General features: G+C 31.8%; 22 protein-coding genes and 1 pseudogene. 20 read left to right on the top strand and 3 right to left on the bottom strand.

Going from position 1 to position 25,096, the window contains the following annotated elements:
* Positions 1-10 precede the first annotated feature (10 nt).
* The 10 genes from M663_RS0114155 to amrS all read left to right on the top strand — a co-directional run bounded on the left by M663_RS0114155 (position 11) and on the right by amrS (position 14,855).
* Positions 11-2,983: an extracellular solute-binding protein gene (locus M663_RS0114155; protein WP_042805435.1), complete on the top strand. Its 2,973-nt coding sequence runs from the start codon at positions 11-13 to the stop codon at positions 2,981-2,983.
* Positions 2,970-3,884 (top strand): sugar ABC transporter permease, encoded by a 915-nt coding sequence (locus M663_RS0114150; RefSeq protein ID WP_273702765.1) that lies wholly within the window; start codon positions 2,970-2,972, stop codon positions 3,882-3,884. The genes M663_RS0114155 and M663_RS0114150 overlap by 14 nt, the downstream gene beginning before the upstream one ends.
* Before the next feature lie 15 nt (positions 3,885-3,899).
* Positions 3,900-4,775, top strand: coding sequence for a carbohydrate ABC transporter permease (locus M663_RS0114145; RefSeq protein ID WP_029689404.1), 876 nt, complete (start codon positions 3,900-3,902; stop codon positions 4,773-4,775).
* A gap of 13 nt (positions 4,776-4,788) precedes the next feature.
* The gene (locus M663_RS0114140; protein ID WP_029689403.1) at positions 4,789-6,807 is read left to right on the top strand and encodes a YIP1 family protein; all 2,019 of its coding nucleotides are present in this window, start codon (positions 4,789-4,791) and stop codon (positions 6,805-6,807) included.
* Positions 6,800-9,088: a DUF5696 domain-containing protein gene (locus M663_RS0114135; protein ID WP_029689402.1), complete on the top strand. Its 2,289-nt coding sequence runs from the start codon at positions 6,800-6,802 to the stop codon at positions 9,086-9,088. Before M663_RS0114140 ends, M663_RS0114135 begins: the two co-directional genes overlap by 8 nt.
* Positions 9,085-9,927 carry a sugar ABC transporter permease gene (locus M663_RS0114130; protein ID WP_029689401.1) on the top strand — a complete coding sequence of 281 codons (843 nt, stop codon included), beginning with the start codon at positions 9,085-9,087 and terminating at the stop codon, positions 9,925-9,927. Before M663_RS0114135 ends, M663_RS0114130 begins: the two co-directional genes overlap by 4 nt.
* Before the next feature lie 22 nt (positions 9,928-9,949).
* Positions 9,950-10,759, top strand: coding sequence for a carbohydrate ABC transporter permease (locus M663_RS14955; protein WP_273702764.1), 810 nt, complete (start codon positions 9,950-9,952; stop codon positions 10,757-10,759).
* A 129-nt stretch (positions 10,760-10,888) separates the two neighbouring features.
* On the top strand, positions 10,889-12,202 hold the full coding sequence (locus tag M663_RS0114120) for a glucoamylase family protein (protein WP_273702763.1): 1,314 nt from the start codon (positions 10,889-10,891) through the stop codon (positions 12,200-12,202).
* Between the two features lie 192 nt (positions 12,203-12,394).
* The gene (amrA, locus tag M663_RS0114115) at positions 12,395-13,801 is read left to right on the top strand and encodes an AmmeMemoRadiSam system protein A (RefSeq protein WP_029689399.1); all 1,407 of its coding nucleotides are present in this window, start codon (positions 12,395-12,397) and stop codon (positions 13,799-13,801) included.
* 52 nt (positions 13,802-13,853) lie between these two features.
* Positions 13,854-14,855 (top strand): AmmeMemoRadiSam system radical SAM enzyme, encoded by a 1,002-nt coding sequence (gene amrS / locus M663_RS0114110; protein ID WP_273702768.1) that lies wholly within the window; start codon positions 13,854-13,856, stop codon positions 14,853-14,855.
* Between the two features lie 268 nt (positions 14,856-15,123).
* Here amrS and M663_RS0114105 read toward each other — a convergent pair whose 3' ends face one another.
* From M663_RS0114105 to M663_RS15780, 3 genes are all read right to left on the bottom strand, one after another.
* The gene (locus M663_RS0114105; RefSeq protein ID WP_029689397.1) at positions 15,124-15,423 is read right to left on the bottom strand and encodes a hypothetical protein; all 300 of its coding nucleotides are present in this window, start codon (positions 15,421-15,423) and stop codon (positions 15,124-15,126) included.
* Between the two features lie 635 nt (positions 15,424-16,058).
* On the bottom strand, positions 16,059-16,415 hold the full coding sequence (locus M663_RS14950) for a transposase (protein ID WP_337954506.1): 357 nt from the start codon (positions 16,413-16,415) through the stop codon (positions 16,059-16,061).
* A gap of 467 nt (positions 16,416-16,882) precedes the next feature.
* Entirely contained in the window at positions 16,883-17,035 is a 153-nt protein-coding gene (locus M663_RS15780; RefSeq protein WP_273702762.1) for a hypothetical protein, read from the bottom strand.
* 101 nt (positions 17,036-17,136) lie between these two features.
* Here M663_RS15780 and M663_RS14945 point away from each other — a divergent pair.
* From M663_RS14945 to M663_RS0114040, 10 genes and pseudogenes are all read left to right on the top strand, one after another.
* Positions 17,137-18,102: pseudogene (locus M663_RS14945) on the top strand (helix-turn-helix transcriptional regulator).
* 425 nt (positions 18,103-18,527) lie between these two features.
* Entirely contained in the window at positions 18,528-18,755 is a 228-nt protein-coding gene (locus M663_RS0114080; protein WP_029689396.1) for a hypothetical protein, read from the top strand.
* 68 nt (positions 18,756-18,823) lie between these two features.
* Positions 18,824-19,162, top strand: a complete 339-nt coding sequence (locus tag M663_RS0114075) for a hypothetical protein (protein ID WP_004404828.1) — start codon at positions 18,824-18,826, stop codon at positions 19,160-19,162.
* Between the two features lie 149 nt (positions 19,163-19,311).
* Positions 19,312-19,737, top strand: coding sequence for a hypothetical protein (locus tag M663_RS0114070; RefSeq protein ID WP_029689395.1), 426 nt, complete (start codon positions 19,312-19,314; stop codon positions 19,735-19,737).
* Positions 19,716-19,934, top strand: a complete 219-nt coding sequence (locus tag M663_RS0114065; RefSeq protein WP_003869404.1) for a type II toxin-antitoxin system HicA family toxin — start codon at positions 19,716-19,718, stop codon at positions 19,932-19,934. The genes M663_RS0114070 and M663_RS0114065 overlap by 22 nt, the downstream gene beginning before the upstream one ends.
* 233 nt (positions 19,935-20,167) lie before the next feature.
* Complete coding sequence (locus tag M663_RS0114060; RefSeq protein ID WP_029689394.1) at positions 20,168-21,160, top strand: LacI family DNA-binding transcriptional regulator; 993 nt, start codon at positions 20,168-20,170, stop codon at positions 21,158-21,160.
* A gap of 57 nt (positions 21,161-21,217) precedes the next feature.
* Entirely contained in the window at positions 21,218-22,306 is a 1,089-nt protein-coding gene (locus tag M663_RS0114055) for a Gfo/Idh/MocA family oxidoreductase (protein ID WP_029689393.1), read from the top strand.
* A gap of 14 nt (positions 22,307-22,320) precedes the next feature.
* A complete protein-coding gene (locus tag M663_RS0114050) occupies positions 22,321-23,370 on the top strand; it encodes a Gfo/Idh/MocA family oxidoreductase (protein WP_029689392.1) in 1,050 nt (349 codons plus the stop codon).
* A 17-nt stretch (positions 23,371-23,387) separates the two neighbouring features.
* A complete protein-coding gene (locus tag M663_RS0114045) occupies positions 23,388-24,137 on the top strand; it encodes a sugar phosphate isomerase/epimerase (protein ID WP_029689391.1) in 750 nt (249 codons plus the stop codon).
* A 1-nt stretch (position 24,138) separates the two neighbouring features.
* On the top strand, positions 24,139-25,068 hold the full coding sequence (locus M663_RS0114040) for a sugar phosphate isomerase/epimerase family protein (protein ID WP_004404801.1): 930 nt from the start codon (positions 24,139-24,141) through the stop codon (positions 25,066-25,068).
* The last annotated feature ends 28 nt before the right edge of the window (positions 25,069-25,096 follow it).

The following is a 25,096-nucleotide window of genomic DNA, read 5'->3' as shown; positions in this document are numbered from 1 at the left end:
GCCGGTACAAATGAGAAAAGTAATTATATTTATTTTAATTACATCAATTCTTCTCTCTAGTGTTTTCTATCCTACTTATGTAAAAGCAGATAACTCGACAAAGAATACTGTAAAAACTACTTCAAAGGTTACGAATAACATTTTATTGGAACCCCAATATTACAAAGTTTTAGAGCAGTGGCGTAGTTTAGGTATAGCAGATTCTGTGCAGTTTAATATGACTGTACCGGCTTCTGAATTTCTATTAAAGGGTGGTGCTTATTTCCTCGAATTTCCTAAAAACAAAGGATATAATGGTAAGGCTGTCTATTTTAAAAGCGGTTCTGAAATTTCCTTTAGGGTAAATGTGGAAAATGATGCTTTATATATTTTGGCATTGGATTATTATCCAGTTGATGATTCTAGCGAAAATTTTGAAGTTTCAATAAAAGTAAATAATAATTTTCAGTTTTATGAATCAAGGAGGATTGCTTTTCCTTACGATTGGAAATATGCCAAAGAAGTATTTGATACTGACAGATACGGAAATCAGATCCTCCCAAGACAAATAAAAATATTTAAATGGTATAATGAAGATGTACAAGATCCAATGCACTTGGAGAGCAGTCCTTTAAAGTTTTATCTAAAAAAAGGTTGGAATATAATTACTATTTCTAATATAGGAGAAGATGCTATTGTTGGTGATGCTTATATAAAATCTGAAGAAAATATCATTAATTATCAACAATATTTAAATCAAGTTTCAAGTGATAAAGCATTTGACTTTTTCCATTCGTATGATGGTGAAAAAATATATAGCAAAAACAATTTAAGGACAAGGATTAAAGCAGAAAGAGATGTAGATTTATCTCCTTACAGTGTAAAATATGATTTGTTTAATATTGTTGATGGGAAATCCTGGAATAAATCAGGGGAAAAAGTAACTTGGGAAATCAATATTGAAAAAGATGGATATTATAATATTGCTTTAAAAGGCAGGCAAGACTTAAAAGTTAATAGGCCGGTTTTTAGAACTTTATACATTGATGGTAAAATACCTTTTGAAGAAGCAAAGCAAATTCGATTTATGTTTTCCACTAATTGGAGTAATTATGTGTTATCAGATGAAGAAGGTAAACCATACAAGTTTTATTTAACTAAAGGAAAGCACTTTATAACTTTGGAAGTAAATGCTTCGCCTTTTAAACAAGTAATTGAAAAAACTAATGAAATTATCAAAGAAATTAATAATTTGTCTCTAGATATAAGGAAGCTTACTGGCAATAATATTGACCTTTATCGAGATTGGACAATTACGGACTATATACCGGATATAAATGATAGATTGTATAACTGGGAAGTCCAGTTAAAACAAGAATTACAATATTTAAATGCTATCGATAAAACTCAGCAAGATTCAATGGAAGCCACTCTTATAAAAATGTCAATTACTCAATTAAAAAAATTACGGGAAAAGCCAAATGATATTCCAAAAAGGCTCACTATGTTGTCAGAAGGATCTTCTTCGGTATTAGAATATCTTAGCACTTTGGCAAATAGTTTAGAAGACAATCCATTTTCCGTTAATAAAATATATGTATATAGTGGTAAAGTTATTTTACCAAAACCAAATGTCGGACTTTTAACTAAATTAAAAGATAGTATCGAAAGATTTATATTGTCTTTTTACAATAATCCGTATCAAATGGTTGCTAATACAGGAAATGAGATAAATATATGGGTTAATAGGCCAAGACCTTATGTAGAGTTAATGCAAAAAATGGCGGATAATGAGTTTACTACAAAGACGGGTTATAAAGTTAATTTTTCTATTATGCCTGATGAAGGAAAGTTGATATTGGCCAATGCAGCAGGTGAGCAGCCAGATGCAGCATTAGGAATAAGCAATTGGTTACCTTATGAATTAGCTATAAGAGGAGCCGTTTATGATTTAAGGCAATTTAAAGATTTTGATAAATTTATAAGAGTTTTTTCAGCTGGTGCATTTCTTCCTTACATTATAGACGACAAAGTTTATGGGATTCCTGAAACACAGGATTTCTGGGTGTTATTTTACAGAAAAGATATATTTGATAAATTAAATTTACCTGTTCCAGATAATTGGAATGATGTTATAAAAATTTTGCCTGAATTGCAGAGATACGGTATGAATTTTTATGCACCTATAGCTGGTTATGGTGGGTTTAAGCCTTTTATGGTAACAGTGCCTTTTATTTATCAATATAATGGACAATTATATAGCAGCGATGGAATGAGTACGGCAATAAATAGTGAAGAAGCATTGAAAGGCATTGAGCTTATGAGTGAATTGTTTACTACTTATAGCTTGCCGATGCAAGTACCAAACTTCTATAACCATTTTCGATACGGTACTTTGCCAATAGGTATATCAAATTTCACAACTTATGTTCAGCTTTTAACAGCGGCTCCGGAAATTAAGGGGCTTTGGGACATAAGCCTTTATCCGGGGGTAGTCAATAAAAATGGAGAGGTAGAAAGGTGGGTGCCTGGTTCTGCACAATCTTGTGTTATTTTTAATAAAAGCAATAAAAAAAATGAAACTTGGGAGTTTTTAAAATGGTGGATGTCTACGGATACACAAATAGAATTTGCAAATAATTTAAGACTATCCTATGGGGATGAATATCTCTGGAATACTGCAAATATAGAAGCTTTCAAGAAGCTTCCATTAGATCCAAAGCAAAAAGAAGTTATTTTAGAACAGTGGAAATGGATAAAAGAAGTACCAAAAACTCCGGGCAGCTATATGTTAGAAAGAGAAATAAGCAATATATGGAACAAAATTGTTTTTGATGGTGAAAACCCTCGAAGTGCTATTGATGATGCGACGATTGTTGTAAATAGAGAGATAAGGCGCAAAATGGAAGAGTTTGGTTATATCAAAGATAGCAAAGTTATAAAACCATATAAAATACCTACTGTTGAGATGGTAGAGGGATGGATGAAAAATGATAAAAAATAGTATGAGTATTATAAAAAGAAATACAACTTCAAAAGAACCATATCTTTTTATGCTGCCCTACTTGATTTTATTTGCTACTTTTATTGTATTTCCTATTATTATTGCGATAATATTGTCTTTTACAAATTTTAATGGGCTTCAATTCCCAAAATTTATTGGGCTAAAAAATTATATAGATCTTATTACAAATGATGATGTATTTATGCAGTATGTTTTGCCTAACACTATTAAGTTTGCTTTAATTGTAGGACCGGGCGGATATATTCTGTCTTTTTTGTTGGCATGGATGCTAGCACAAATTCCAAAACTTCCCAGAACTATATTAGCACTTTTAATCTATTCTCCCTCTATGACGACAGGAATAGCGATGGCCGTTGTATGGACAGTAATTTTTAATGGAGACCAAACAGGTTATTTAAACAGCTTATTACTAAGCTTAGGAATTATAAATCAACCAATTCAATGGCTACAATCTCCACATTATTTAATGCCAATAATGATAATAGTGTCTTTATGGAGCAGTATGGGTTTAGGTTTTTTAGCGATGTTAGCTGGAGTCTTAAACATTGACCCTACCTTGTATGAAGCAGGTTATATTGATGGAATTAGCAATAGATTACAAGAAATAGTTTATATAACTATTCCATCGATGAAACCACAGATGCTTTTTGGTGCAGTTATGGCAGTAGTAAATACGTTCCAAAATGGTGCGATTGGAGTTATGCTGTCTGGCGCTAATCCAACACCTAATTATGCAGGACAACTGATAGTTAACCATATTGAAGATTATGGTATTATACGATATGAAATGGGTTATGCAGCAGCTATTTCAGTTATTTTATTGCTTATGGTTTACTGGATATCAAAAGTTGCTTGGAGATTATTTGGAGAAAATGATTGAAGGAGGGGTAGAGCTATGGCATCTTTTAGTGGTACCAAAATTAATCCTGCTAAATTTGATAAAAGTCAACTGCCTTTTTATATAATTTTAATACCTTTAGCTATTTTCATGATTTTGCCGATTATTTTTATTTTTTCTCACGCGTTTAAACCTTTGGATGAGTTATTTGCATTTCCACCTACTTTTTTTCCACAGAAGCCGACATTGCAAAATTTTAGAAATTTATTTAGTGCTACTAGTGAAAGTGGTATTCCGGTAACAAGATATCTTTTTAATAGTATCTTTGTTACTTCAACTATTATGATTATTACAATTTTCATTAGTACTGCAGCGGCTTTTGCTCTGTCCAAAATGAAATTTAAACTTAAAAATATTATTTTTGAGATTAATACATTAGCTTTAATGTTTGTAAGTACAGCTGTTACTATACCGAGATATCTTTTAATTTCAAAGCTTCACATTATAGATACTTATTTTGCACACATTTTGCCGTTAATGGCTATGCCAGTGGGATTATTTTTGATTAAACAGTTTTTAGATCAAATACCTGATTCATTAATAGAGGCTGCAAAAATTGATGGAGCATCAAGTTTTTATATTTATAGAAAAATTATTTTACCACTAATCAAGCCTGCTATTGCTACAGTTGCAATTTTATCGTTCCAAATTGCATGGAATAATATTGAAACGTCAAATTTATATGTCAATAATGAAAGTTTGCGGACATTTGCATTTTATATGAGCACGCTTACATCAAATGTAGGTAATACGGTTGCTGGTCAAGGTATGGCTGCAGCTGCAACTTTAATAATGTTTATACCGAACCTTGTTATCTTCATAATTTTGCAAAGTAATGTTATGAATACAATGGCTTATTCTGGAATTAAATAGATAGGTGATAGAAATGAATAAAAAAAGAAAACAATTTATTATAGTAATTTTTTTATTAATATCAACACTAATTCCCTCCTTTGCTTTTTCTGATGTTCCGTATTCTGTGTGGACGATGAATCCTGACGGGAAGATTGTTCTTACACAAATTCCTTATGTGCCGGTGGAAGTAATATATGGAAATTTCAACAATCCAGAAGATTTATTTATAGATAAAGAAGGGAATAAATATATTGCAGATACAGGGAATGGTGCAATATCTATAATAAATAAAGCTGGAAGTGAAGTTAAGAATATTGGAAAAGGTATCTTAAATCAGCCAACTGGCTTATTTGTCAATGATGAAGGATATATTTATGTTGCTGACTATGGGAATGAAGCTGTATATATTTTTGATAAAACAGGAAAACTTTTAAAAACTTTTAAGAAGCCAATCTCTCCTTTATTTGGGAAGGAATCGAAATTTAAACCCAAAAAATTAGTTGTTGATAAAAGAGATAATATATACGTGATAAGCGAAGGTTCTACCAACGGTGTAATACAGCTTAACAAAGATGGAGAATTTTTAGGCTATTTTGGAGTTAACACTACAAATCTAGGTTTTTTAAAAATACTGCAAAGATTTTTTTATACCGAATCTCAGATAAGTCAGTTGTTTAAAATAGTTCCTCCTTCCCCAGATAATATAGCAATAGATGATCAGTCTATAATTTACACTGATACGAGAGATATAAAGAGTCAAAACATAAAAAAGTTAAATGTTGCTGGACTTGATATGTTTGAAAAAGATAAAAAGTTTTTTCCTAATGATGTCGATATTACGGTTGACGATAATGGAAATATTTTCACTGTGGATGACAATGGATTTGTTTATGAGTATGATAATTTTGGGAATTTGTTGTTTGTTTTTGGAAATAAAAGTACAACAGGTTTAAGAGTCGGGTTATTTAAAAATCCTTCAAGTATTGTTGTGGATAAAGAAGGAAGAGTTTATGTACTTGACAAAGATTTGGGAAATATAACTGTTTTTAAGCCTACGGAGTATGCAAATGAGATACATAAAGGACTTTATCTTTACAATCAAGGACTATATGTGGAAAGCCAGAAACATTGGCAAAATGTTTTGAGAATGAACAGTGATTTTCTTTTGGCTCATAAAGCTATGGGAAAAGCCTATTATAAGCAGCAAGAATATGAAAAAGCTTTATTAGAATTTAAGTTAGCGAAAGATAAAAAGGAATATTCAAATGCTTTTTGGGAAATAAGACAAAATTATTTAATGAAAAATCTAGGGAAGTTTATAGCTATATTTTTTAGTCTATGGGTGCTATATAGAATATTGTTTTTTATAAATAAAAAAACAAACTTTTTATATCCTTTAAAAAGAGTTTATATTCGATTTTTTAACATTAAGATTGTAAGAGACTTAAATATGATATTCAAGTTTTTAAAGCATCCAATTGATTCCTTTTACGAATTGCATTGGGAAAATAAACCAGGAATTGCTGCTGCTACAATATTGTATATTTTGATTTTTGTAATACAAGTTATTAGGATTTATTATACTGGTTTTATATTTAATGATGTTGATTTACAAAATGTATCCATATTTGCAGAAGGATTGAAAATTTTTATACCTTTGTTACTTTGGATAGTTATGAATTATTTAGTAAGCAATATAACTGAAGGAGAAGGACGATTTAGGGATATATACGTGGGCATTGCTTATGCTTTATCACCCTATATAGTATTTAGTATACCTTTGGTGCTACTTTCAAATGTTTTGACATTAAATGAAATTTTTCTATATGACTTTGGATTTAAATTAGCAATTGTTTGGTCGATTGTTCTGATATATATTATGATTGTACAAATACATGATTATTCTTACTTTGGTGCACTTGCGAATATATTTACGACTCTTTTTTCGATGGTGATTGTTGTTTTGGTAGCTTTTGTTTTATATGTGGTCTGGAATCAATTATACGTGTTTATATATGACATTATTCAAGAGGTGGTAACCCGTGTTTAAAAAAATTTTAGTCGTGATTTTGTTATTGAGCTTTTTTTTAACACCTATGTTTTTTATTGCTAGAAAACAGAGCCATGCTTATGCTAATAATGAAAATCTATATATTTCTGTAAATACAAATAATTTTACACAAAAAGATGAAAAACAAAATAATAATGTAACAATTGGAAGTATAGGGGTTCAATATGAAAAAGTAGCAGAAAATAACCATCTCTCATTGTACATTGATAGAAATCCTTTTTCTATAAAAATAAAAAATAAAGTTACAGGATATGTGTGGAATTTTAACTTGGAAAATACGGAGAAAGAGAGACTTAATGAAGAATGGCAAAGATTTGCTAAGTCTTTAGTGGTTATATATTATTATGATACGAATTTTAACAAGAGACAAGCTACAATATATGATAAAAATGTTAATCTAAGTTTCGACAAAATAGAGGATGGTGTAAAAGCCAATGTTGATTTTAAAGACATTGGGATAAGCTTTGATATTTATCTCAGGCTAAATGATGACAGCTTAGATGTTAAGGTACCTTATGAATCAATTAAAGATTCTAAGGGGTCATTAGCTTCAATAGAATTATTTCCCTTTTTAGGGGCTGTTAAAGATGGAGAAAGAAATGGATATATATTTATTCCGGATGGCAGTGGTGCACTAATAAGGTTTAATAAACCTGTAAAAGAAATTGATGAACCTTATGTGGCGAGAATTTATGGCAATGACGAGGCAATAAGTAATACGCAGGAAAACAGTAAAAGCAATTTTATTAATAACTTAACAAATGTATCACCTAAAAGAATTTTTATACCGGTCTATGGTATGATTCATAACGTAGGGAAAGATGGGTATTTGGCAATCATTGAAAGTGGAGCAGAATATGCAAATATTGTTTGTTATCCTGCAGGTGTTTCTACAGATTTTAATTGGGTTACTTCTGAGTTTGTTTATAGAAATAAATATTTTCAGCCAATTAGTAAGAATATGGATGGATTTTTAACCTATCAAAAAGATAAGAACAGGTTTGATATAAAAATAAAAATTGCATTTTTAAGTAATAATGAAGCAGATTATGTTGGTATGGCAAAAAGGTATCAACAAGATTTAATAAATAGAGGATTATTATCTCCTAATATTATAGATCGCAATGATAGAGGAATTCCACTAAGAATAGAGTTTTTCGGTGGAGAAATGAAAAAAGGGATCATATGGAATAGTATTGTTGTGATGACAAAAGTAAAACAAGCAGAATATATTCTTGACGATCTTAAAAAATCTGGTATTCCGAATTTTTTAGTTATCTATAAAGGTATTACAAGAGGAGGCTATACAGGAACTTTACCTCAATTATTTCCTTTCGATGGAAGGCTTGGGAATTATAATGACTTTAAAGATTTTTTTGATGGAAAAAAGGTTGATGATATTCAAATTGCATCATTTACAGATTTTACCACTGCTTATCAAGGAGCTGGAGGCTATAACCCACGTACAGATATTGCTTATAAAATTAACAAAAGGCCAATACAATTTAACAAGGGCAAAGATTTAAAAGATTATTTTTATCTATCACCTGGTGCAGCTTTAAAAAAATTTGAGATGGATAGAGAGAATTTCAAAAAATATAATATTTCTTCAATAGCTGTAAACACAACGCCATCTGTTTTGTTTTCTAACTTTTTAGAGGGTAGAAATGTAACAAGATCGCAAAGTATTGATATATATAAAAAATTATTTAAAGAAATGCACAAAGATTTTACAAGTATTTCATTATATGCACCTAATGAATACTTGTTTAAATATGCTAACAATTTTTTGGATATCCCTATGTATTCATCGCAATATACTTATGAAACTGATACAGTGCCGTTTTTACAGATTGTTTTAAGGGGATATGTTGACCTTTATGCGCCTATTTCTAATTATTATGCAGATATTAATGAGGAAACTCTTAGGATGGTTGAATATGGAGTATATCCGTCGTTTTTATTAACATATATGCCTTCATATATGTTAATAGATACCCCGTCTAAAAATATAATTTCTTCACGATATTATGATTTGAAAGACTTAATAATCAGGCAATATAACAAAGTAAATAATGCGCTTAAATACGTAAAAGGTGAGAAAATTGTTTCAAGAGAAATTTTAGATGATAAAGTTGTTAAGGTAGATTATTCTAATGGGGTATCGATTATTGTAAATTATAAGGACAAAGATTATATTTACAATGGGAAAACTGTACAAGCTAAAAATTATCTTATTTTAGGCGGTGGTTTAAAATGAAGAGAAAAAATATTTATGGATATATTTTTGCTGCGCCGTGGATTATTGGATTTTTTATATTTACTGCTTATCCTATCTTTTATTCTTTGTATTTAAGTTTTAATAAAGTTAAAATCACCGCGGATTCGGGTATTATAACTCAATTTGTAAAATTTGATAATTACAAATATGCATTTTTTACAGATGTATCTTTTTTAAATGCATTAGTTACATTTTTTATACAATTGATTTTATCTGTACCTATTATTGTAGTTTTTGCTTTAATTATTTCGTTATTGCTCAATTCAAAAATAAAATTTAAAGGGATATTTAGAACAATCTTTTTTCTACCCGTGGTTATAACCAGTGGACCGGTAATAAATGAATTAGTATCACAAGGCGCAACAAAGATTCCAGGTATGGCAGATTTAGTTGATATAAATAATTTGACAAAAAGTTTGCCTTTAATAATTTCTCAGCCTTTGAATTATATTTTTTCAAATATTATATCGATTTTATGGTTTTCAGGAATACAAATATTAATTTTTTTAAGTGGACTTCAGAAAATGGATGTAAATGCTTATGAAGCAGCTAAAATTGATGGTGCCACAATGTGGGAAATTTTTTGGAAAATAACTTTACCATCGATAAAGCCTTTAATAGTAGTGAATATAATTTATACTGTAATTCTTTTATCAAATTTTGAACTTAATCCTATATCTTCAATTATAAAGATAAATATGTTTAAATTAGAGACGGGTTTTGGATATGCAGCTGCCTTGGCTTGGTTGTATTTAATATTTATTTTAATAATTTTAGGGGTTTACGCACTTTTTGCTTTAAGAGGAACATCTGATTAAAAGAAAAGAGGTGAATGCTTAAATGAACGAGGTACTTTATACTGCGAAAATACGAAAGATTCTCTTTGGAAGTAAAGAGTCAAATGGTTTAATAGCTAATTTAGTTATTTATTCTCTTCTTATAGGTATAGGCTTTGTATATTTATATCCGCTTATATATATGTTTGCTAATAGCATGAAAGACTTAAACGATTTGCTGAATCCAATGGTCAATTGGATTCCAACGCATATTTTTTATGGCAATTATACAAAAGCATTGAAGGTTTTAAATTATTTTCCAACTTTATATGAGACACTTTATGTGACTCTAATTACAACAATAGCTCAAGTAATATCTTCGGCATTTATAGGCTATGGATTTGCAAGATACAATTTCGTCGGAAAAAAACTGTTCTTGTTTTTGATGATAATAACTTTTTTAATACCACAACAGTTGCTTATGATTCCAAGGTTTTTAATATTTCAAAGATTACACATGTTAAAAAATGTTTTAGCTTTTTTCGTTCCTGCGATATTTGGACAGGGAATAAATCAAGCATTATTTATTTTGATTTTTTATCAATTTTTTAGCATGATACCTAAGTCTACTGAAGAAGCAGCACAAATTGATGGTGCTAATGATTTTATTGTTTTTTTAAAGATTGCTATTCCATCGGCAGTTCCTGCTTTTGTAATTACTTTTGCTCTTTCAATGGTGTGGTATTGGAACGAAACTTATTTAACTTCCCTATATTTTGGTGATGCTATTAGGACTTTGCCACTACAACTTCAAAAATTTGTTGATACTTATCAGAGAATGTTTGGCACTGAGTTGTTATTACCGATAGATTAAACGAGGCTGTTAGAATGGCAGGAACTTTATTGACAATACTGCCGCTACTTGTAATATATTTTATCATCCAAAAAAGATTGATTGAGAGTATAGATAGTGTTGGCATAACGGGAGAATAGGGGGATTAGTGTGAGAAAAAGATGGTTAATAATTATAAGCACTTTTTTGAGTCTTGCAATTGTTTTTTCTGTTATTTTCCTTTTTAGTTTAAATAGTAAACAAATAGTATATAATCCTAAGGATCCACCAATATTAGAACTTGAGAGCAGAAAAAGTTTTAATTTTTTTTGGAAAGAAGCTAACACGGATAAAAATAGTAAAGGGTATGGATTGATAAGAGATAGAGCTCCCGGAAATCCTGAAATATCGAGTATCGCTTCTGTTGGTTTTGGATTGACAGCGATTGCTATTGGAGCAGAAAGAAAATGGGTGCCATATGATGAGGCTTATGAGAGAGTATCTAGAACTTTAGATACTTTATTGAATAATGTTTCACAAGAAAATGGATTTTTTTATCATTTTGTTAATATAGATACAGGGCGAAGAGCATGGAATTCCGAAATTTCTATAATTGATACTAGCATTCTGCTGTGTGGCGCAATCACTGCAGGTGAATATTTTGGAGGAGAAATAAAAGATAAAGCAGAACAATTATATAAAAGAGTTAATTGGCAATGGTTTGTTGATCCTAATAAAAATCAATTTTATATGGCATATACACCAGAAAAAGGGTTTGCCGGACATTGGGATTTTTATGCAGAACAATTGATGATGTATTTTTTAAGTGTTGCTTCTCCAACGTACCCTACGAATCCGCAAATGTTTTACGATTTTCAAAGACATTTTGCGGCATATGATGGAGGTAAAAGGTTTATTCATTCTTGGTTTGGCTCTATTTTCACTTATCAGTTTTCTTTTGCTTGGTTTGACCTTAGAAATATGGTGGATAAAAAAGGAGTTGATTGGTGGGAAAATTCTATTATAGCCATTGAAAGCAATAGAAAGTTTTGCATAGATAACAAAAATAAATTTAAAACCTTTGGAGAGAATTCATGGGGAGTTACAGCATGTGATGGACCTAAAGGTTATAATGGTAAATATGGTGCTCCTCCTTCAGGATATGATAATACACAACATTATGTTGATGGGACAGTTCCACCTTCTGGTGCGGCTGGTTCAATAGTTTTTTTGCCAAAGGAGTCAATTGCAGCTCTTGAGTATTATTATAAAAATTTTCCTCAATTGTGGGGAGAATATGGATTTAAAGATGCATATAATTTAGACGTTTCACCTCCATGGTTTGATAAAGATGTAATAGGCATTGACAAGGGAATATCTTTGCTGATGATTGAAAACTACAGAACTGGATTTGTTTGGAAGTATTTTATGAAAAATCAATATGTGCAAAAAGGTATAAAAGAGGTAGGATTTAGAGAAAAATAGGTTTCAAGATGTATTTAAAACTAGTGATTTTGAAGTATCTAATTTGCATGTTAGAGAAATAATTAATACTGGCAATAGAATTATGTAATTTTTAAAGAGCTTCACCCTAATATTAATTTATAAGGGATGAAGCTTTTGTTATTGTGGTATAATCAATATATGAAGACAAATTACATTTCGAGGTGTTAAAAAATGGGAGTTTTGTTGTCTTGTTATCTCATGCCTCATCCACCTATAATCGTACCTGAAGTAGGGAGAGGAGAAGAAAAAAAGATTCAAAGGACGATAGATTCACTTAATACTGTTTCAAGCAACATAAAAGAAAAAAAGCCTGATACAATAATAGTTGTCACTCCTCATGGATACGTTTTTAGAGATGCTGTGGCAGTGACTGTTTTTTCTAGTTTAGAAGGAGACCTTGGACAGTTTGGTGCAAGAGGTGTAAGGTTTGAATTTGAGAATGATTTAGAACTTGTTGAAAAAATTGTAGAAGAATCGAGAAAGAGAGATATACCTATTGCAGAAATAGATGATGAATTAGCCAAAAAATATGCGCTTCCAAAAAAGCTTGACCATGGAACTATTGTACCTTTATGTTTTGTTACAAAACATTATTCTAACTTTAAATTAGTCCATATTTCTTATGGATTTTTGTCCTTTGAACAGCTTTATGAATTTGGCACTGCAATTGGAGATGCTATAAGAAATTCAAACAAAAAGGTCGTTTTTATCGCCAGTGGGGATTTATCTCACAAATTGACTCCCAATAGTCCGAATGGCTATACGCCAAAGGGAGAAGTTTTTGACAAAAAACTTCTAGACTTGCTTTCTGAGATGAAGGTAGAAGAAATAATTGGAATGGACAAAGGCTTAATTGAAGAAGCCGCAGAGTGTGGGTTTAGGTCTGTTTGTGTCATGTTGGGAGTTCTTGATGGTTATGAGGTCAAAGCGAAAGTATTATCCCATGAAGGGCCATTTGGCGTAGGATATGGTGTTGCGCAATTTGAAGTGGATCAGTATAAGGAAACAAGCCTTTTAGAAAAGTTATACAATCTAAAAAGACAGAGAATTGAAGAAATAAGGCAAAAAGAAGACCACTATGTGAAACTTGCAAGAGAAAGCCTTGAATATTATGTGAAATATAGAAAACCAATGCCAGTTCCAAAAGGTTTGCCTGAAGAAATGTATACAAAAAGAGCAGGAGTATTTGTCTCTCTTCATAAAGATGGGGAACTTAGAGGATGCATAGGTACAGTAGTTCCACAGAGAAAGAATATAGCAGAAGAAATAATAAAAAATGCCATAAGTGCAGGTTTTGAAGATCCTCGCTTTGAACCTGTAGAGGAGTATGAACTGAAGGATATTGAGTATTCAGTGGATGTTTTGACACCTCCTCAACCTGTTAAATCAAAACAAGAACTTAACCCCAAAAAATACGGAGTAATAGTGAGAAAAGGCTATCGTTCAGGATTGCTTTTACCTGACTTAGAAGGAGTAAATACTGTTGAAGAACAAATTTCTATTGCCTTGAGAAAAGCTGGAATTAGTCCAGATGAGGATTACACCATAGAAAAATTTGAAGTTGAAAGGCATAAATAAAAACTTAAAGGGAGGGATTGCCATTTCTCCATTTGAGTTAAATAATGGAGATGTGGCGCTTTTTAAAATGTTAAAAGAGGCTATGTTCTATAAAAAACTAGAGAATAATGTTGTAAAATGTTTATTATGTCCTCACAATTGCCGTATAAATGAAGGGAAGTACGGGGTCTGCAATGTGAGAAAAAATATAAACGGAATATTAGTGACTGAAAATTACGGAATTATAACCTCTGTAGCAATGGACCCAATTGAGAAAAAGCCTCTTTATCACTTTTATCCAGGCAGATATATATTTTCTGTGGGGACTTTTGGCTGCAATTTAAAGTGTAAGTTTTGTCAAAATTGGGAAATAGCACATCAAAAATGGGAGGGAGATTACATCTCTCCCCAACAATTGATTGCTGCAGCAAAAAGACAAAGAGACAATATAGGAATTGCTTTTACTTACAACGAGCCTTCAATATGGTATGAATATATACACGATGGATTGATTGAAGCTAAAAAAGAGGGGTTAAAAACTGTACTTGTGACAAACGGATATATAAATTTAGAACCATTAAAAAAGATACTTCCTTATGTAGATGCCATGAACATAGATGTAAAAGCTTATACAGAGGATTTTTATAAAAAGATTGTTGGGGGAAGATTAGAACCCGTTTTAAAGACCGTCGAAGAAGTTTCGAAATATTGCCATGTAGAGGTTACTAATTTAGTTGTTACCGATTTAAATGACAAAGAAGAAGAAATAGAAAACTTAGTAAAATGGCTTTCTCAAATTGACAAAAATATACCTTTACATTTTTCAAGATATTTTCCAAATTATCAAATGAATAATCCAGCTACTCCTATAGCTACACTTCAAAAAGCTTATGAGATAGGGAAAAAATATTTAAATTTTGTCTATGTAGGGAATGTATTGGGATTTGATAATAATACACATTGTCCTTATTGCGGTAATTTGCTTGTAGAGAGGCAAAACTGGTATGTTAATGTAAAAGGATTGGAAGGCAATAAGTGTAGGAAATGTGGTAACAGTATAAATATAGCTAATTAAAGATAAAAAATATTCATGAGCCAGTAAATCAATTAATAAAGCGACTTAACATAAAATTGCTTGGACACTACAGATACTATGGAATCACAGATAACAGTAAAAGTATAGGTAGTTTCTTCTATTTGACCAGGAGACAATTATTCAAAACGCTAAAAAGAAGGTCACAAAAGCATCGATTAAACTGGGATAAATACGAAAAACTTCTGATGAAATTTCCATTAGCAACACCAAAAATCTATGTAAGTATATACTTATAGCTACGATAAAATTAAATGATGATATGAAGAGCCGGATGCGTTAATAACGCACGTCCGGTTCTGTGAGGGGGTGCCGCTGTAAAGTAGTTCTCTACTCGACTCTTGTCTGAATTTTTCAGATGAAAGGAACTGTCCCCTTTGTCTGCGTTGGGAATAACCCTGGCAAGCAATAATAAACCTACCGATTTTCCCATTCCCGTCTCTTCAAAAGTTCTCATGGACAAAGCAATAAAAGTAAACCAATCACCCAGTGTGGTAATAAAGAGACCTATTAAAAGCAGTCCGAAACGCGATGGTAATTTCTTTAACAATTCATACCCCTCCAAAAACTTCAATTAAAAAAGAGAAGGGGATAAAAACCCCTTTTAAAATTGATTTAAATTATAATAAATTTATAAATAGGCGTGTTTACACATACCACAACCACTTCTAGCAACAAGATAATTACGAATTCGTTGTAATTTCATAAATCTTGGAGTAATATAATCTTTCATTTATTTCACCTCCCTCCCTCTTTAATACTTATTAATTTTAATTTCAATTATAACAAATAAATCCAAATTTTCAATATACTTGGCGCGATAAGTCGAAAAATTGGCGTGAATGGTATGAAATATATTTTATGTTTTGAATTTTCTATCTTTATTTCAATTTATTGGATAACGCCACATTATTAATAAATAGTCTAAAAAATAAAAAAAATAAAGGTTCTTTGTCAAGAATTGGGGTGGGTATTTTTTCTGAATACCCGCCCTTTAGTTTTATATTGAAATATAATATAGTTATTGTAAATTTTATAAATGAAACAGCAAAATTAAAGGAAAGAGTGTGTGCTCAAAAAAATAATTTTTATAATTTTTTTGACATCAAGTAATAAAAATCAGCATTATATAATCATAGTAATCGGGGAAGCTTTAACTTTCTAAGTCATACAATATAATATCCTCTATCTAAATCTGTAAAAATTCTGGTAGCTATATGCATTTCTTTTAAGTACTTTAATCTTGTTATTGCATCCTTCTGTAAGAGCATTTGTATATAGTACGTCAAATGCGTTGACTATTTCTTCAAACCAATTTGTAAATATTTTTATACATCGCATGAATTCTGGAATTTCACTCTCTTTCGCCATTTGTATCCATTTCTTTAATTCTTTTTTTGCTTCTTCAGAAGATTTGCATTTTAATACATTGTTAAAATTCTCCTTTAATCTGTGTGCCATCTTTAAATCTTCATTATACCAAAACATTACCTCTAATTTTTCCTTTTGTTGCCAAACAAATGTATCATATTTTCCAAGAATTTTCTAAGAATTTTCCAAGAATTAACCGCCTACTTCTTTTAAAATATCTCCTCTTACCATCTGATAAATCTTGTTGTACCCTCTTTCTTACATTCTCTACTGCCTAATACACATATCTTGTAAAATGAAATTTATCTATTGCTATCTTTTGTATTCTATAGTCATGTATTTTTGACGTTAATCTCTTGCATCCTGGACAAATATGAGGTTTTGGCTTCATTTTTATGTGGAATTCTATTTCCTCTTTATCTTCTATATATCCTCAAAAATTATATCTTCAGCTCTCAAAAATTTTGTGATACAATTAGTATGCACTTATTCTGATGCTTCCTTTTGATAAATTTTATAGTTTTAGCCAATTTTATTATAGCAGGCATTCAGAATAAGTGTGCTGTTTTTTATGGGCTTTTTACCAATCCCAACATTTATTATAGAACCTAATTATTTAAAATCCAATCTTGGACAGACTATCTCTCTATCCCAATGGAATTATAAGAGTGCAATTCTATTGCATCTTCTTCCCATAATGGTGCTACTTTTCCTCCTCCTAATACGTTGAAAAGGCAAGATGTAAATAAAATGTTTACAACAAAGAACATAATTAATATCTTCTTCTTCATTCCATCTTCACCTGCTCTTTACATTTCCTTCTTTTAACTATATAATAGATAATAACCAACATAATTTCAAGCCGATTTGAATCGGCATGAGGTGTTAAAAAATGGATGAATTCTATTACGATTTAGAAGCATTTGGTGAAGAACTTAAAAATATTCGCAAATCTCTGGGGCTTTCCCAAAGCGATGTTTCTAAGCATGGCTTTATTAATAGAGATACTCTTAGAAAAATTGAAAACGGTAAGGTTCTACCCAAACAGGAAACTTTAGATCTTTTGTCACACCTTTATAAAAAAGATTTAAATGAGTTGCTCCTAAAATACAGATTAAAAGATTATTCTATCTTCTTTGACATAAAATCCTCTCTAGAAAAGAAACTTGAAAGCGGAGATTTTGAAAGTTTGAGAGATGATATTGATAGGTTAAAGAAATTGCTTGAAAAAGGTGATATGAGCCTATATTATTCTAAGTTATTAAATCAACTTTTACTAATCGCTAACTCTGTCTTTGAAAAAACAATCAATGAAAATTATGAAAAAGCTATGGAAAAGCTTCAAAAAGCGATGGAATTTACTATTCCCAACTTTTCTCTTTCTAATTACACTGATTTCGTCTACAGCGATATGGAAATTAGAATTTTAATGAATATGGCTTTGATTATCAAAAAAACAGAAGGTGTACAAAAAAGCCTTGAAATGCTTTTGTTCTGCTAGGAAAATTTATCACCAGAGGAATGGGAAACAAAAATAAAAATATATTACAATATATCCTATAACTATCATATCCTTTCTCTTGCTGAAGAATCTCTACATTATGCAAATCTCGGAATAGAAACCTGTGTAAAGAACAACACCTTAAGTAGCCTAGGACTTTTGTATTTTAGAAAAGCAATTGCAGAGTACAATCTCGGCAGAGAAGAATACAAAGACTCTTTATCTAAATCCATACATTTACTCGAAATAACTGGTCAGGAAAAACTTATAAAGACGATTATGGAGTCCTGCAGAAAGTTTTATAATTTGGAAATTTCTAAGGAAGACAGTATGCTTGTAATAAAAAGTCATGAATAAAACGAAATTTTTCTCTCTTATTTCTACGTTTGACACCAAAATTTTCAATTGTTCTATCGCATCCATTGATGAGATAGTGTCTTCTATAAAAGGACAAAACAAAAAGTTCCCCATCTTCTGGAGAGCTTTTTGTGGGTGCGCCCGGCATGGGTGATAACTAGGCGGTGAAAGTCCGCTTATTTACTTACCGAACCGCCGTATACCGAACGGTACGTACGGTGGTGTGAGAGGACGGCGGTTAGTCACCGCCTCCTACTCGATTTTCGGACAAAAAGAACCGTCCCCGGTGTCTGACTCGACGTTTGTCTGAATTTTTTCGGATAAAAGGAACCGTCCCCTTTTTTCATTTTTTATTTTTTTGTGACACTATCGTGATAATTTTCATATATTATCTTTAGATTATACTTTTTTGGGGGTAAATAATAATGGATGACATAAAAAAAGAATTTCAAAAGGCAGTTGATGCCTTAAAATATGCGATGGAATTGTCTTTTAAGGAATATAAAAAAGACCCGTCTAAAAAGAATGAAATAGTAAATATATGGCAAGAGACAATAGAAGAATTTTTACAATATTTTTCTAGAATTAGTGAAAAATATAATGCAAAGGATTTATATAAAGCGATAACAAAAGTTATGATTTTTGGTAAATAACACATTAAATTATATAAAAAATTGAGGGCAAAATATTAATGGAACAAAAGAGAGGAGGAGAGAAGAAAATGGGTATTTTAAAATTTCTTTCCTCCAGAAAGCTTTACTGGGGGATTGGAGCAGCAGCTTTAAGTTTAATGCTCTACCCAAAAGCAAAAGAAAATATGAAACCATCAATAGAAAAGAGCATAGAAGAGATGCAAGATGCTGTTAATAAAGCTATGGAATTTTTTGACAATAGCAAACAAAAAATAGTTGAAACAGTTAAAAATAAGATGGAAGAATTAAGACAGCAAGGCAGTCAAAAAGAAGAGATGATGCAACAAAAACAACAAGCACTACAGCAATTAGAATACCTTAAAAATAAGATACAAGCTCTTGAAGAGCAGATAAAAACATTAGAATGATAGTTTTGCTCAACCGATAAGGTTGAGCTTTTTCGGTTCACAAAGAGGCGGAATAAATTTGTTTTGTATAAAAACTTAGCAATATGTACATACTGTACATATTGCACATAATATGATATAATGGAGGTGAAAAAGGGGGAATGAATGAAATGTTTACAGTGAATGCAACAGATGCTCGAAATGAATGGAGTGATTTTATCAATTCGGTCATTCGTGAAAAGCCAAAAATTATTAAGCGCACAAAAGATTATATTTTTGTTTCAAACTTAGAAATGGCAAAAGAAATGTTAAAAGTATATACATTTACAGCAAATATTTTTAAAGAAGAGGATGGGAGTGTAACAATTTCATTAAACGAAATTGATATTGTTGCTAATGGAAAAAACGAAGAAGAAGCTTTAAATCGTTTAGTAAATGATTTAATTGAATATGCAGAAGATTTTTATAACGACTTTCAATATTGGTATTCAGCTCCTAACCGTAAAAAACATTTACCATATATTTTAAATGTCTTATTACAAGATAGTCATGAAGGAGTAAAAAAACTAATAAAATGCCGACGTGGAGAGAATTAAAGCGTTTTTGTGAAAGAGACGGTTGGGAGTTATACAAACAAACGGATCATTATTTCTACGTTAAACGTGATAAAAATGGCAATGTTAGACGGACAAAAGTTTCAATGGGAAGTGGTGAAATTCCAAAATATTTATGGAAAGAGATTTTAAAAAATCAGCTTCAAGTTTCAGAAGAATATTTTAACAGCAAAATATAGTATCGAGGTAAAGTATTTTTACTTCGATGCTTTTTATTTTGTTAGACTGCTTCGGCAGTCTTTTTTAAGTAAAAAAACAAAATTTAAAATAAAAGTATGAAAATTTATTTGTTGCTATTGATTTTTTTTAATTTAGAGGTATAATAGTAAATGTAATGCGTTACACATTTTATTAGATATGTCTCTGAAAATCAATGAAAAATATTATGTAATCTGTTACACAGGAGGTTATGATGGCTAATATTAGAGAAGTTGCTAAAAGAGCAGGAGTCTCTGTTGCAACAGTATCAAGAGTTTTAAATGGCAGTGACTCGGTGTCTGAAGAAACAAAGGAAAGAGTATTAAAAGCGATAAAAGAATTAAATTATCATCCAAATCTCCTTGGAAGAAATTTAAGACGTTCTGAAACAAAAATGATATTGGCTTTGATGCCTAATGTCTCAAATCCTTTTTATGCAAGGGTTGTAAAAGGAATAGAAGATGTAGCCCATAAAAATGGTTATAATGTAATGCTTTGCAATACTGATTCTGATATTAACAGAGAAAAGGTATACCTTGAAATTTTAAAAAACAGATTAGCGGATGGCGTTATTTTTATGGCGCCTGTGATGGGAAAAGAAGAATTGACATTGATAGGCCAAAATTATCCTGTCGTTCAGTGTTGTGAATACATAGAAGGAGCTGGCGTTTCATATGTATCTATAGACAACTTTTCTGCAGCTTACAAAGCAGTAAAGCACTTGGTAAGTTTAGGACATAAAAAAATAGGAATGATAAGCTGTGAAAATAACTTTGTATCTACGAAGCAGAGGGAAGCGGGTTATAAAAAAGCTCTTGAAGATTCAGGGATAGAATTTGACGAAAAGCTTATAAAATACGGAGATTACAGCTTTAAAAGCGGAGTAAGAGCAGCGAAACAGCTTTTGGCGATGGAAGAAAGGCCTACTGCTATATTTGCAATTTCTGATATCATGGCTATTGGAGCTATAAGAGCGATAAAGGAAGAAGGGCTTAAAGTCCCTGAGGATATAGCGGTTGTAGGCTTTGATGATATAAGCTTTGCTTCTATGTATGACCCTATGCTTACAACTATTTCACAGCCAAAATACGATTTAGGATGTGTTGCTATGGAACTACTGATAAAACACATGAGTGGCAAATTAGAAGAACCACAGAGGATTTTTTTAGAGCATGAGCTAATAATAAGAGAGTCAACAGTAAAATAAAGAATAAAGTTTTGTCTTTAAAATACAAATTTAAATATAATTAGGGGAGGAATTTTTATGGTAAAAGAGAAACTTAGAGTAGGAATTATAGGTTGTGGAGGAATTGCTTTTGGCAAACACATGCCCTCTTTGGCAAAACTAGGCAATGTTGAAATGGTGGCCTTTTGTGACATCATAGAAGAGAGGGCTCAAAAAGCGGCAAAAGAATATGGTACAAAAGACGCGAAAGTATATACGGATTACAAAAAACTTCTTGAAGATAAAACGATAGATGTGGTTCATGTTTGTACTCCCAACAAGTCTCATGCAGACATAACTGTTGATGCTCTTTATGCAGGAAAACATGTAATGTGTGAGAAGCCTATGGCTAAGACTGCTGCAGATGCCAGAAGAATGGTGGAAGCATATAAGAAAACAGGTATGAAACTCACTATAGGGTATCAAAATCGCTTTAGACCAGATTCTCAATATTTACATAAAGTTTGTCAAAATGGTGAATTAGGGGAAATATATTTTGCTAAGGCTCATGCTATACGTCGCCGCGCGGTACCTACATGGGGTGTTTTCTTAAATGAAGAAGAGCAAGGTGGTGGGCCTTTAATCGATATAGGAACACATGCCCTTGATTTGACATTGTGGATGATGAATAACTATAAGCCTAAAGTTGTAATGGGAAGCGCCTACTATAAATTAGGCAAAAGAGCAAATGCTGCGAATGCTTGGGGGCCATGGGATCCTGAAAAGTTCACAGTTGAAGATTCAGCTTTTGGATTTATAGTAATGGAGAATGGGGCTACCATTATATTAGAGTCCAGTTGGGCTTTAAATACTTTAGAGGTTGGCGAGGCTATGGCCACTTTGTGTGGAACAGAAGGCGGAGCTGACATGAGAGATGGACTTCGCATAAATGGAGAGAAATTTGGAAGGCTTTATACAACTAAAGTTTCTACTGATGTAGGTGGAGTAGATTTCTATGAAGGTAAATCAGATGACCCAGGATTTTTAGAAGCAAAAGCTTGGATTGATTGCATCATAAACGATACAGAGCCGGTTGTAAAGCCAGAAGAAGCTCTTGTAGTAACTGAGATACTAGAGGCTATTTATACATCTGCGAAAACAGGAGAACCAGTATATTTTAACAGGTAAATGGAGGCTTTTGTATGGGAAAACTTAAATATGCATGTGTTGGTGCAGGGTCAGTTGCTGATTACAAACACTTAAATGGTTATTCAAAAGTAGAAGATGTTGAAATTGTAGCCATATCTGATCCGGATATAGAGGCTGCAAAAAGATTAGCGGAAAAGTACAATATACCTCATGTTTATACAGATTATGAAGAAATGTTTGCAAGAGAAAAACTAGACCTTATAAGCGTGTGTACCCCAAATTATTTACATGCACCTATTTCTATAAAAGCGATGGAAAAGGGAATTCATGTGCATTGTGAAAAACCTATAACTCTAAATGCAAAGGAAGCTTATGAGGTCATTGAATCAAAAAATAAATACAAAAGGAAGTTTATGATAGGATTAAATAATAGGTTTACAAATGAATCTTTGTTTGTAAAAAGATATATAGAGGAAGGGTATATAGGCGAAATATACCATGTAAAGACTGGCTGGAGGAGAAGGAGAGGCATTCCTGGAAAGGGCGGATGGTTTACAAATAAGAAATTGTCTGGAGGAGGCCCATTAATTGATTTAGGTGTACATTTTTTAGACTTAGTCTTGTATTTCATGGGATACCCAGAGGTGCAATCTGTGTCAGCAGCTACTTATTCTAAGTTTTCAAATAGCAACAGTTTAAACAGCTGGAATTATGCAAAAAGCGGGGATGGAATTTACGATGTGGAGGATATGGCAGTAGGCTTTGTAAGGCTTAAAAATGGTGCCACAATTGACTTTGAATTCAGCTGGGCTTCCAACATTGAGGGAGATTACAATTACTATGAAATTTTAGGTGATAAAGGTGGCATATGGTTTAAAAACGGACAGCTTAAAGTATTTTCGGAAATTGTTGATACATTGATTGACATAGTTCCCGACACCAATTATCCAAAATCGCCTTTAAATGAATTTGAACATTTTGTTGACTGTATAAAAAATGACGAAGAGCCTCTGGCTTCTGCTGAAGAAGGGGCAATTCTCATGAAAATAATAGACGGTGCCTATGAATCATCTGAAAAAGGTAAGGAAATAGTTTTAGGTTAAAGGGGGAAAAAATTAAAATGAGTATACCTATAGCACTTCAACTTTACACTTTGAGAGAGGAGACACAAAAAGATTTTATAGGTACTCTTGAAAAGGTTGCGGAAATAGGATACGAAGGAGTGGAGTTTGCAGGATATGGCGGTTTAAAAGCATCAGAATTAAGAAAAACGCTTGATAAATTAAGATTAAAAGCTGCTGGTAGTCATGTAGGAATAGAATTACTTAAAAACAATCTTGAGGAAGTGATAGATTATAACCTTGAAATAGGCAATAAATACATCGTCTGTCCGTGGAATGAGTACAAGTCAAGAGAGGATTATATTGAAACAGCAAAGTTGTTTAATAAAATAGGTGAAAAGTGTAGGGAAAAGGGACTTGAGTTTTGCTATCACAACCACAATCACGAATTTGAAATATACGATGGAGAATATGGACTTGATATACTTTACAAAAATACAGATAAAGACCTTGTAAAGGCTGAAATCGATGCGTATTGGGTTACATATGCGGGAGTTGAACCGGTAGAATATCTTAAAAAATTCTCCAATAGACTACCTTTGATTCACTTAAAAGACATGGATAAAAAGGACAGGTCTTTTACTGAAATAGGAAATGGAATTATCAATTTTAAAGAAGTAATAAAAATTGCAAAAGAAAATGGAGTTAAATGGCTAATTGTTGAACAGGATGTGTGTAAAAGACCTCCAATTGAAAGTGTGAAAATTAGTTTTGAAAATTTAAAAAAGATTTTAGAGGAGGAAATGTAAAATGTATTTAGGATTTTTAACAGTATGTCTTGGGAATATGCCTCTTAAAGAAAAAGCTAAGTGGGCAAGTGAAAATGGGTTTAAATCACTGGAAATTGCATGCTGGCCTAAAGACAATACGAGGGATTATTCTGCAAGTGACATAGATGTAGAAAATCTCACACCTGAAGAGGCGGAAGAAATAAAAAAATATTTTAAGGAGTACGGGCTCACAATTTCATCTCTTGCATATTATGACAACAACCTTGACAGAGACCCAGAAAAGAGAAAGTTTATAAACAATCACTTAAAAAAGTGCATTGATGTAGCTAAAATGCTTGGGACTGACATGGTGGGGACTTTTGTAGGGAGAAACATTGAAAAGAGCATAAAAGACAATTTTGATGAATTTGAAAGAGTTTTTACTGATATAATAAGCTATGCGGAAGACAAAGGAATAAAAATTATAATCGAAAATTGCCCTATGGAAGGATGGCAGGTACCTGGCCTTCCAGGAACCATATCTTTTACACCAGAGCTTTGGGAGGAGATGTTTAGAAGGATACCTTCTAAAAACTTTGGTTTAAATCTTGACCCTTCCCATCTTGTTTGGCAGTTTATAGACTATATAGATGTGATACCAGAGTTTAAAGATAGAATATTTCATGTACACGCAAAAGACACAGAAGTGTTTGAGGATAAATTTAAGCGATATGGAGTTTTCAACAGACAGCTTTACACAGGAACGCATGGAGAGTTTGGATACTGGAGATACCGAATGCCAGGTATGGGAAATGTAGATTGGGGCAAGTTTATAAAGGCGCTAAAAGACAATGGATATGATGGGGTAATAAGCATAGAACATGAAGACCCTCTATATGAAGGCAGTGAAGAAAAAGTAAAAGAAGGGCTTCTTTTAGGATTAAAACACTTAAGCCAATTTGTAAAGTAGAAACAAAAGAGCTCAACCACAGCGGTTG

The sequence above is a fragment of the Thermoanaerobacter sp. A7A genome, from assembly GCF_000445185.1.
GTDB lineage: Bacteria > Bacillota > Thermoanaerobacteria > Thermoanaerobacterales > Thermoanaerobacteraceae > Thermoanaerobacter.
Note: the sequence above shows the minus strand (reverse complement) of the source record. Positions and strands in the feature narration are given on the sequence as shown.

Bases quoted from the DNA above. Each gene is read 5' to 3' on its own strand.
- M663_RS0114040 (WP_004404801.1), top strand. From the start codon at position 24,139: ATGTATTTAGGATTTTTAACAGTATGTCTTGGGAATATGCCTCTTAAA.
- M663_RS0114145 (WP_029689404.1), top strand. From the start codon at position 3,900: ATGGCATCTTTTAGTGGTACCAAAATTAATCCTGCTAAATTTGATAAA.
- M663_RS0114150 (WP_273702765.1), top strand. From the start codon at position 2,970: ATGATAAAAAATAGTATGAGTATTATAAAAAGAAATACAACTTCAAAA.
- M663_RS0114155 (WP_042805435.1), top strand. From the start codon at position 11: ATGAGAAAAGTAATTATATTTATTTTAATTACATCAATTCTTCTCTCT.
- M663_RS14955 (WP_273702764.1), top strand. From the start codon at position 9,950: ATGAACGAGGTACTTTATACTGCGAAAATACGAAAGATTCTCTTTGGA.
- M663_RS0114065 (WP_003869404.1), top strand. From the start codon at position 19,716: ATGCCGACGTGGAGAGAATTAAAGCGTTTTTGTGAAAGAGACGGTTGG.
- M663_RS0114075 (WP_004404828.1), top strand. From the start codon at position 18,824: ATGGGTATTTTAAAATTTCTTTCCTCCAGAAAGCTTTACTGGGGGATT.
- M663_RS0114140 (WP_029689403.1), top strand. From the start codon at position 4,789: ATGAATAAAAAAAGAAAACAATTTATTATAGTAATTTTTTTATTAATA.
- M663_RS15780 (WP_273702762.1), bottom strand. From the start codon at position 17,035: ATGAAGAAGAAGATATTAATTATGTTCTTTGTTGTAAACATTTTATTT.
- M663_RS0114050 (WP_029689392.1), top strand. From the start codon at position 22,321: ATGGGAAAACTTAAATATGCATGTGTTGGTGCAGGGTCAGTTGCTGAT.
- M663_RS0114080 (WP_029689396.1), top strand. From the start codon at position 18,528: ATGGATGACATAAAAAAAGAATTTCAAAAGGCAGTTGATGCCTTAAAA.
- M663_RS0114130 (WP_029689401.1), top strand. From the start codon at position 9,085: ATGAAGAGAAAAAATATTTATGGATATATTTTTGCTGCGCCGTGGATT.
- M663_RS0114060 (WP_029689394.1), top strand. From the start codon at position 20,168: ATGGCTAATATTAGAGAAGTTGCTAAAAGAGCAGGAGTCTCTGTTGCA.
- M663_RS0114070 (WP_029689395.1), top strand. From the start codon at position 19,312: ATGTTTACAGTGAATGCAACAGATGCTCGAAATGAATGGAGTGATTTT.
- M663_RS0114055 (WP_029689393.1), top strand. From the start codon at position 21,218: ATGGTAAAAGAGAAACTTAGAGTAGGAATTATAGGTTGTGGAGGAATT.
- amrA (WP_029689399.1), top strand. From the start codon at position 12,395: ATGGGAGTTTTGTTGTCTTGTTATCTCATGCCTCATCCACCTATAATC.
- M663_RS0114045 (WP_029689391.1), top strand. From the start codon at position 23,388: ATGAGTATACCTATAGCACTTCAACTTTACACTTTGAGAGAGGAGACA.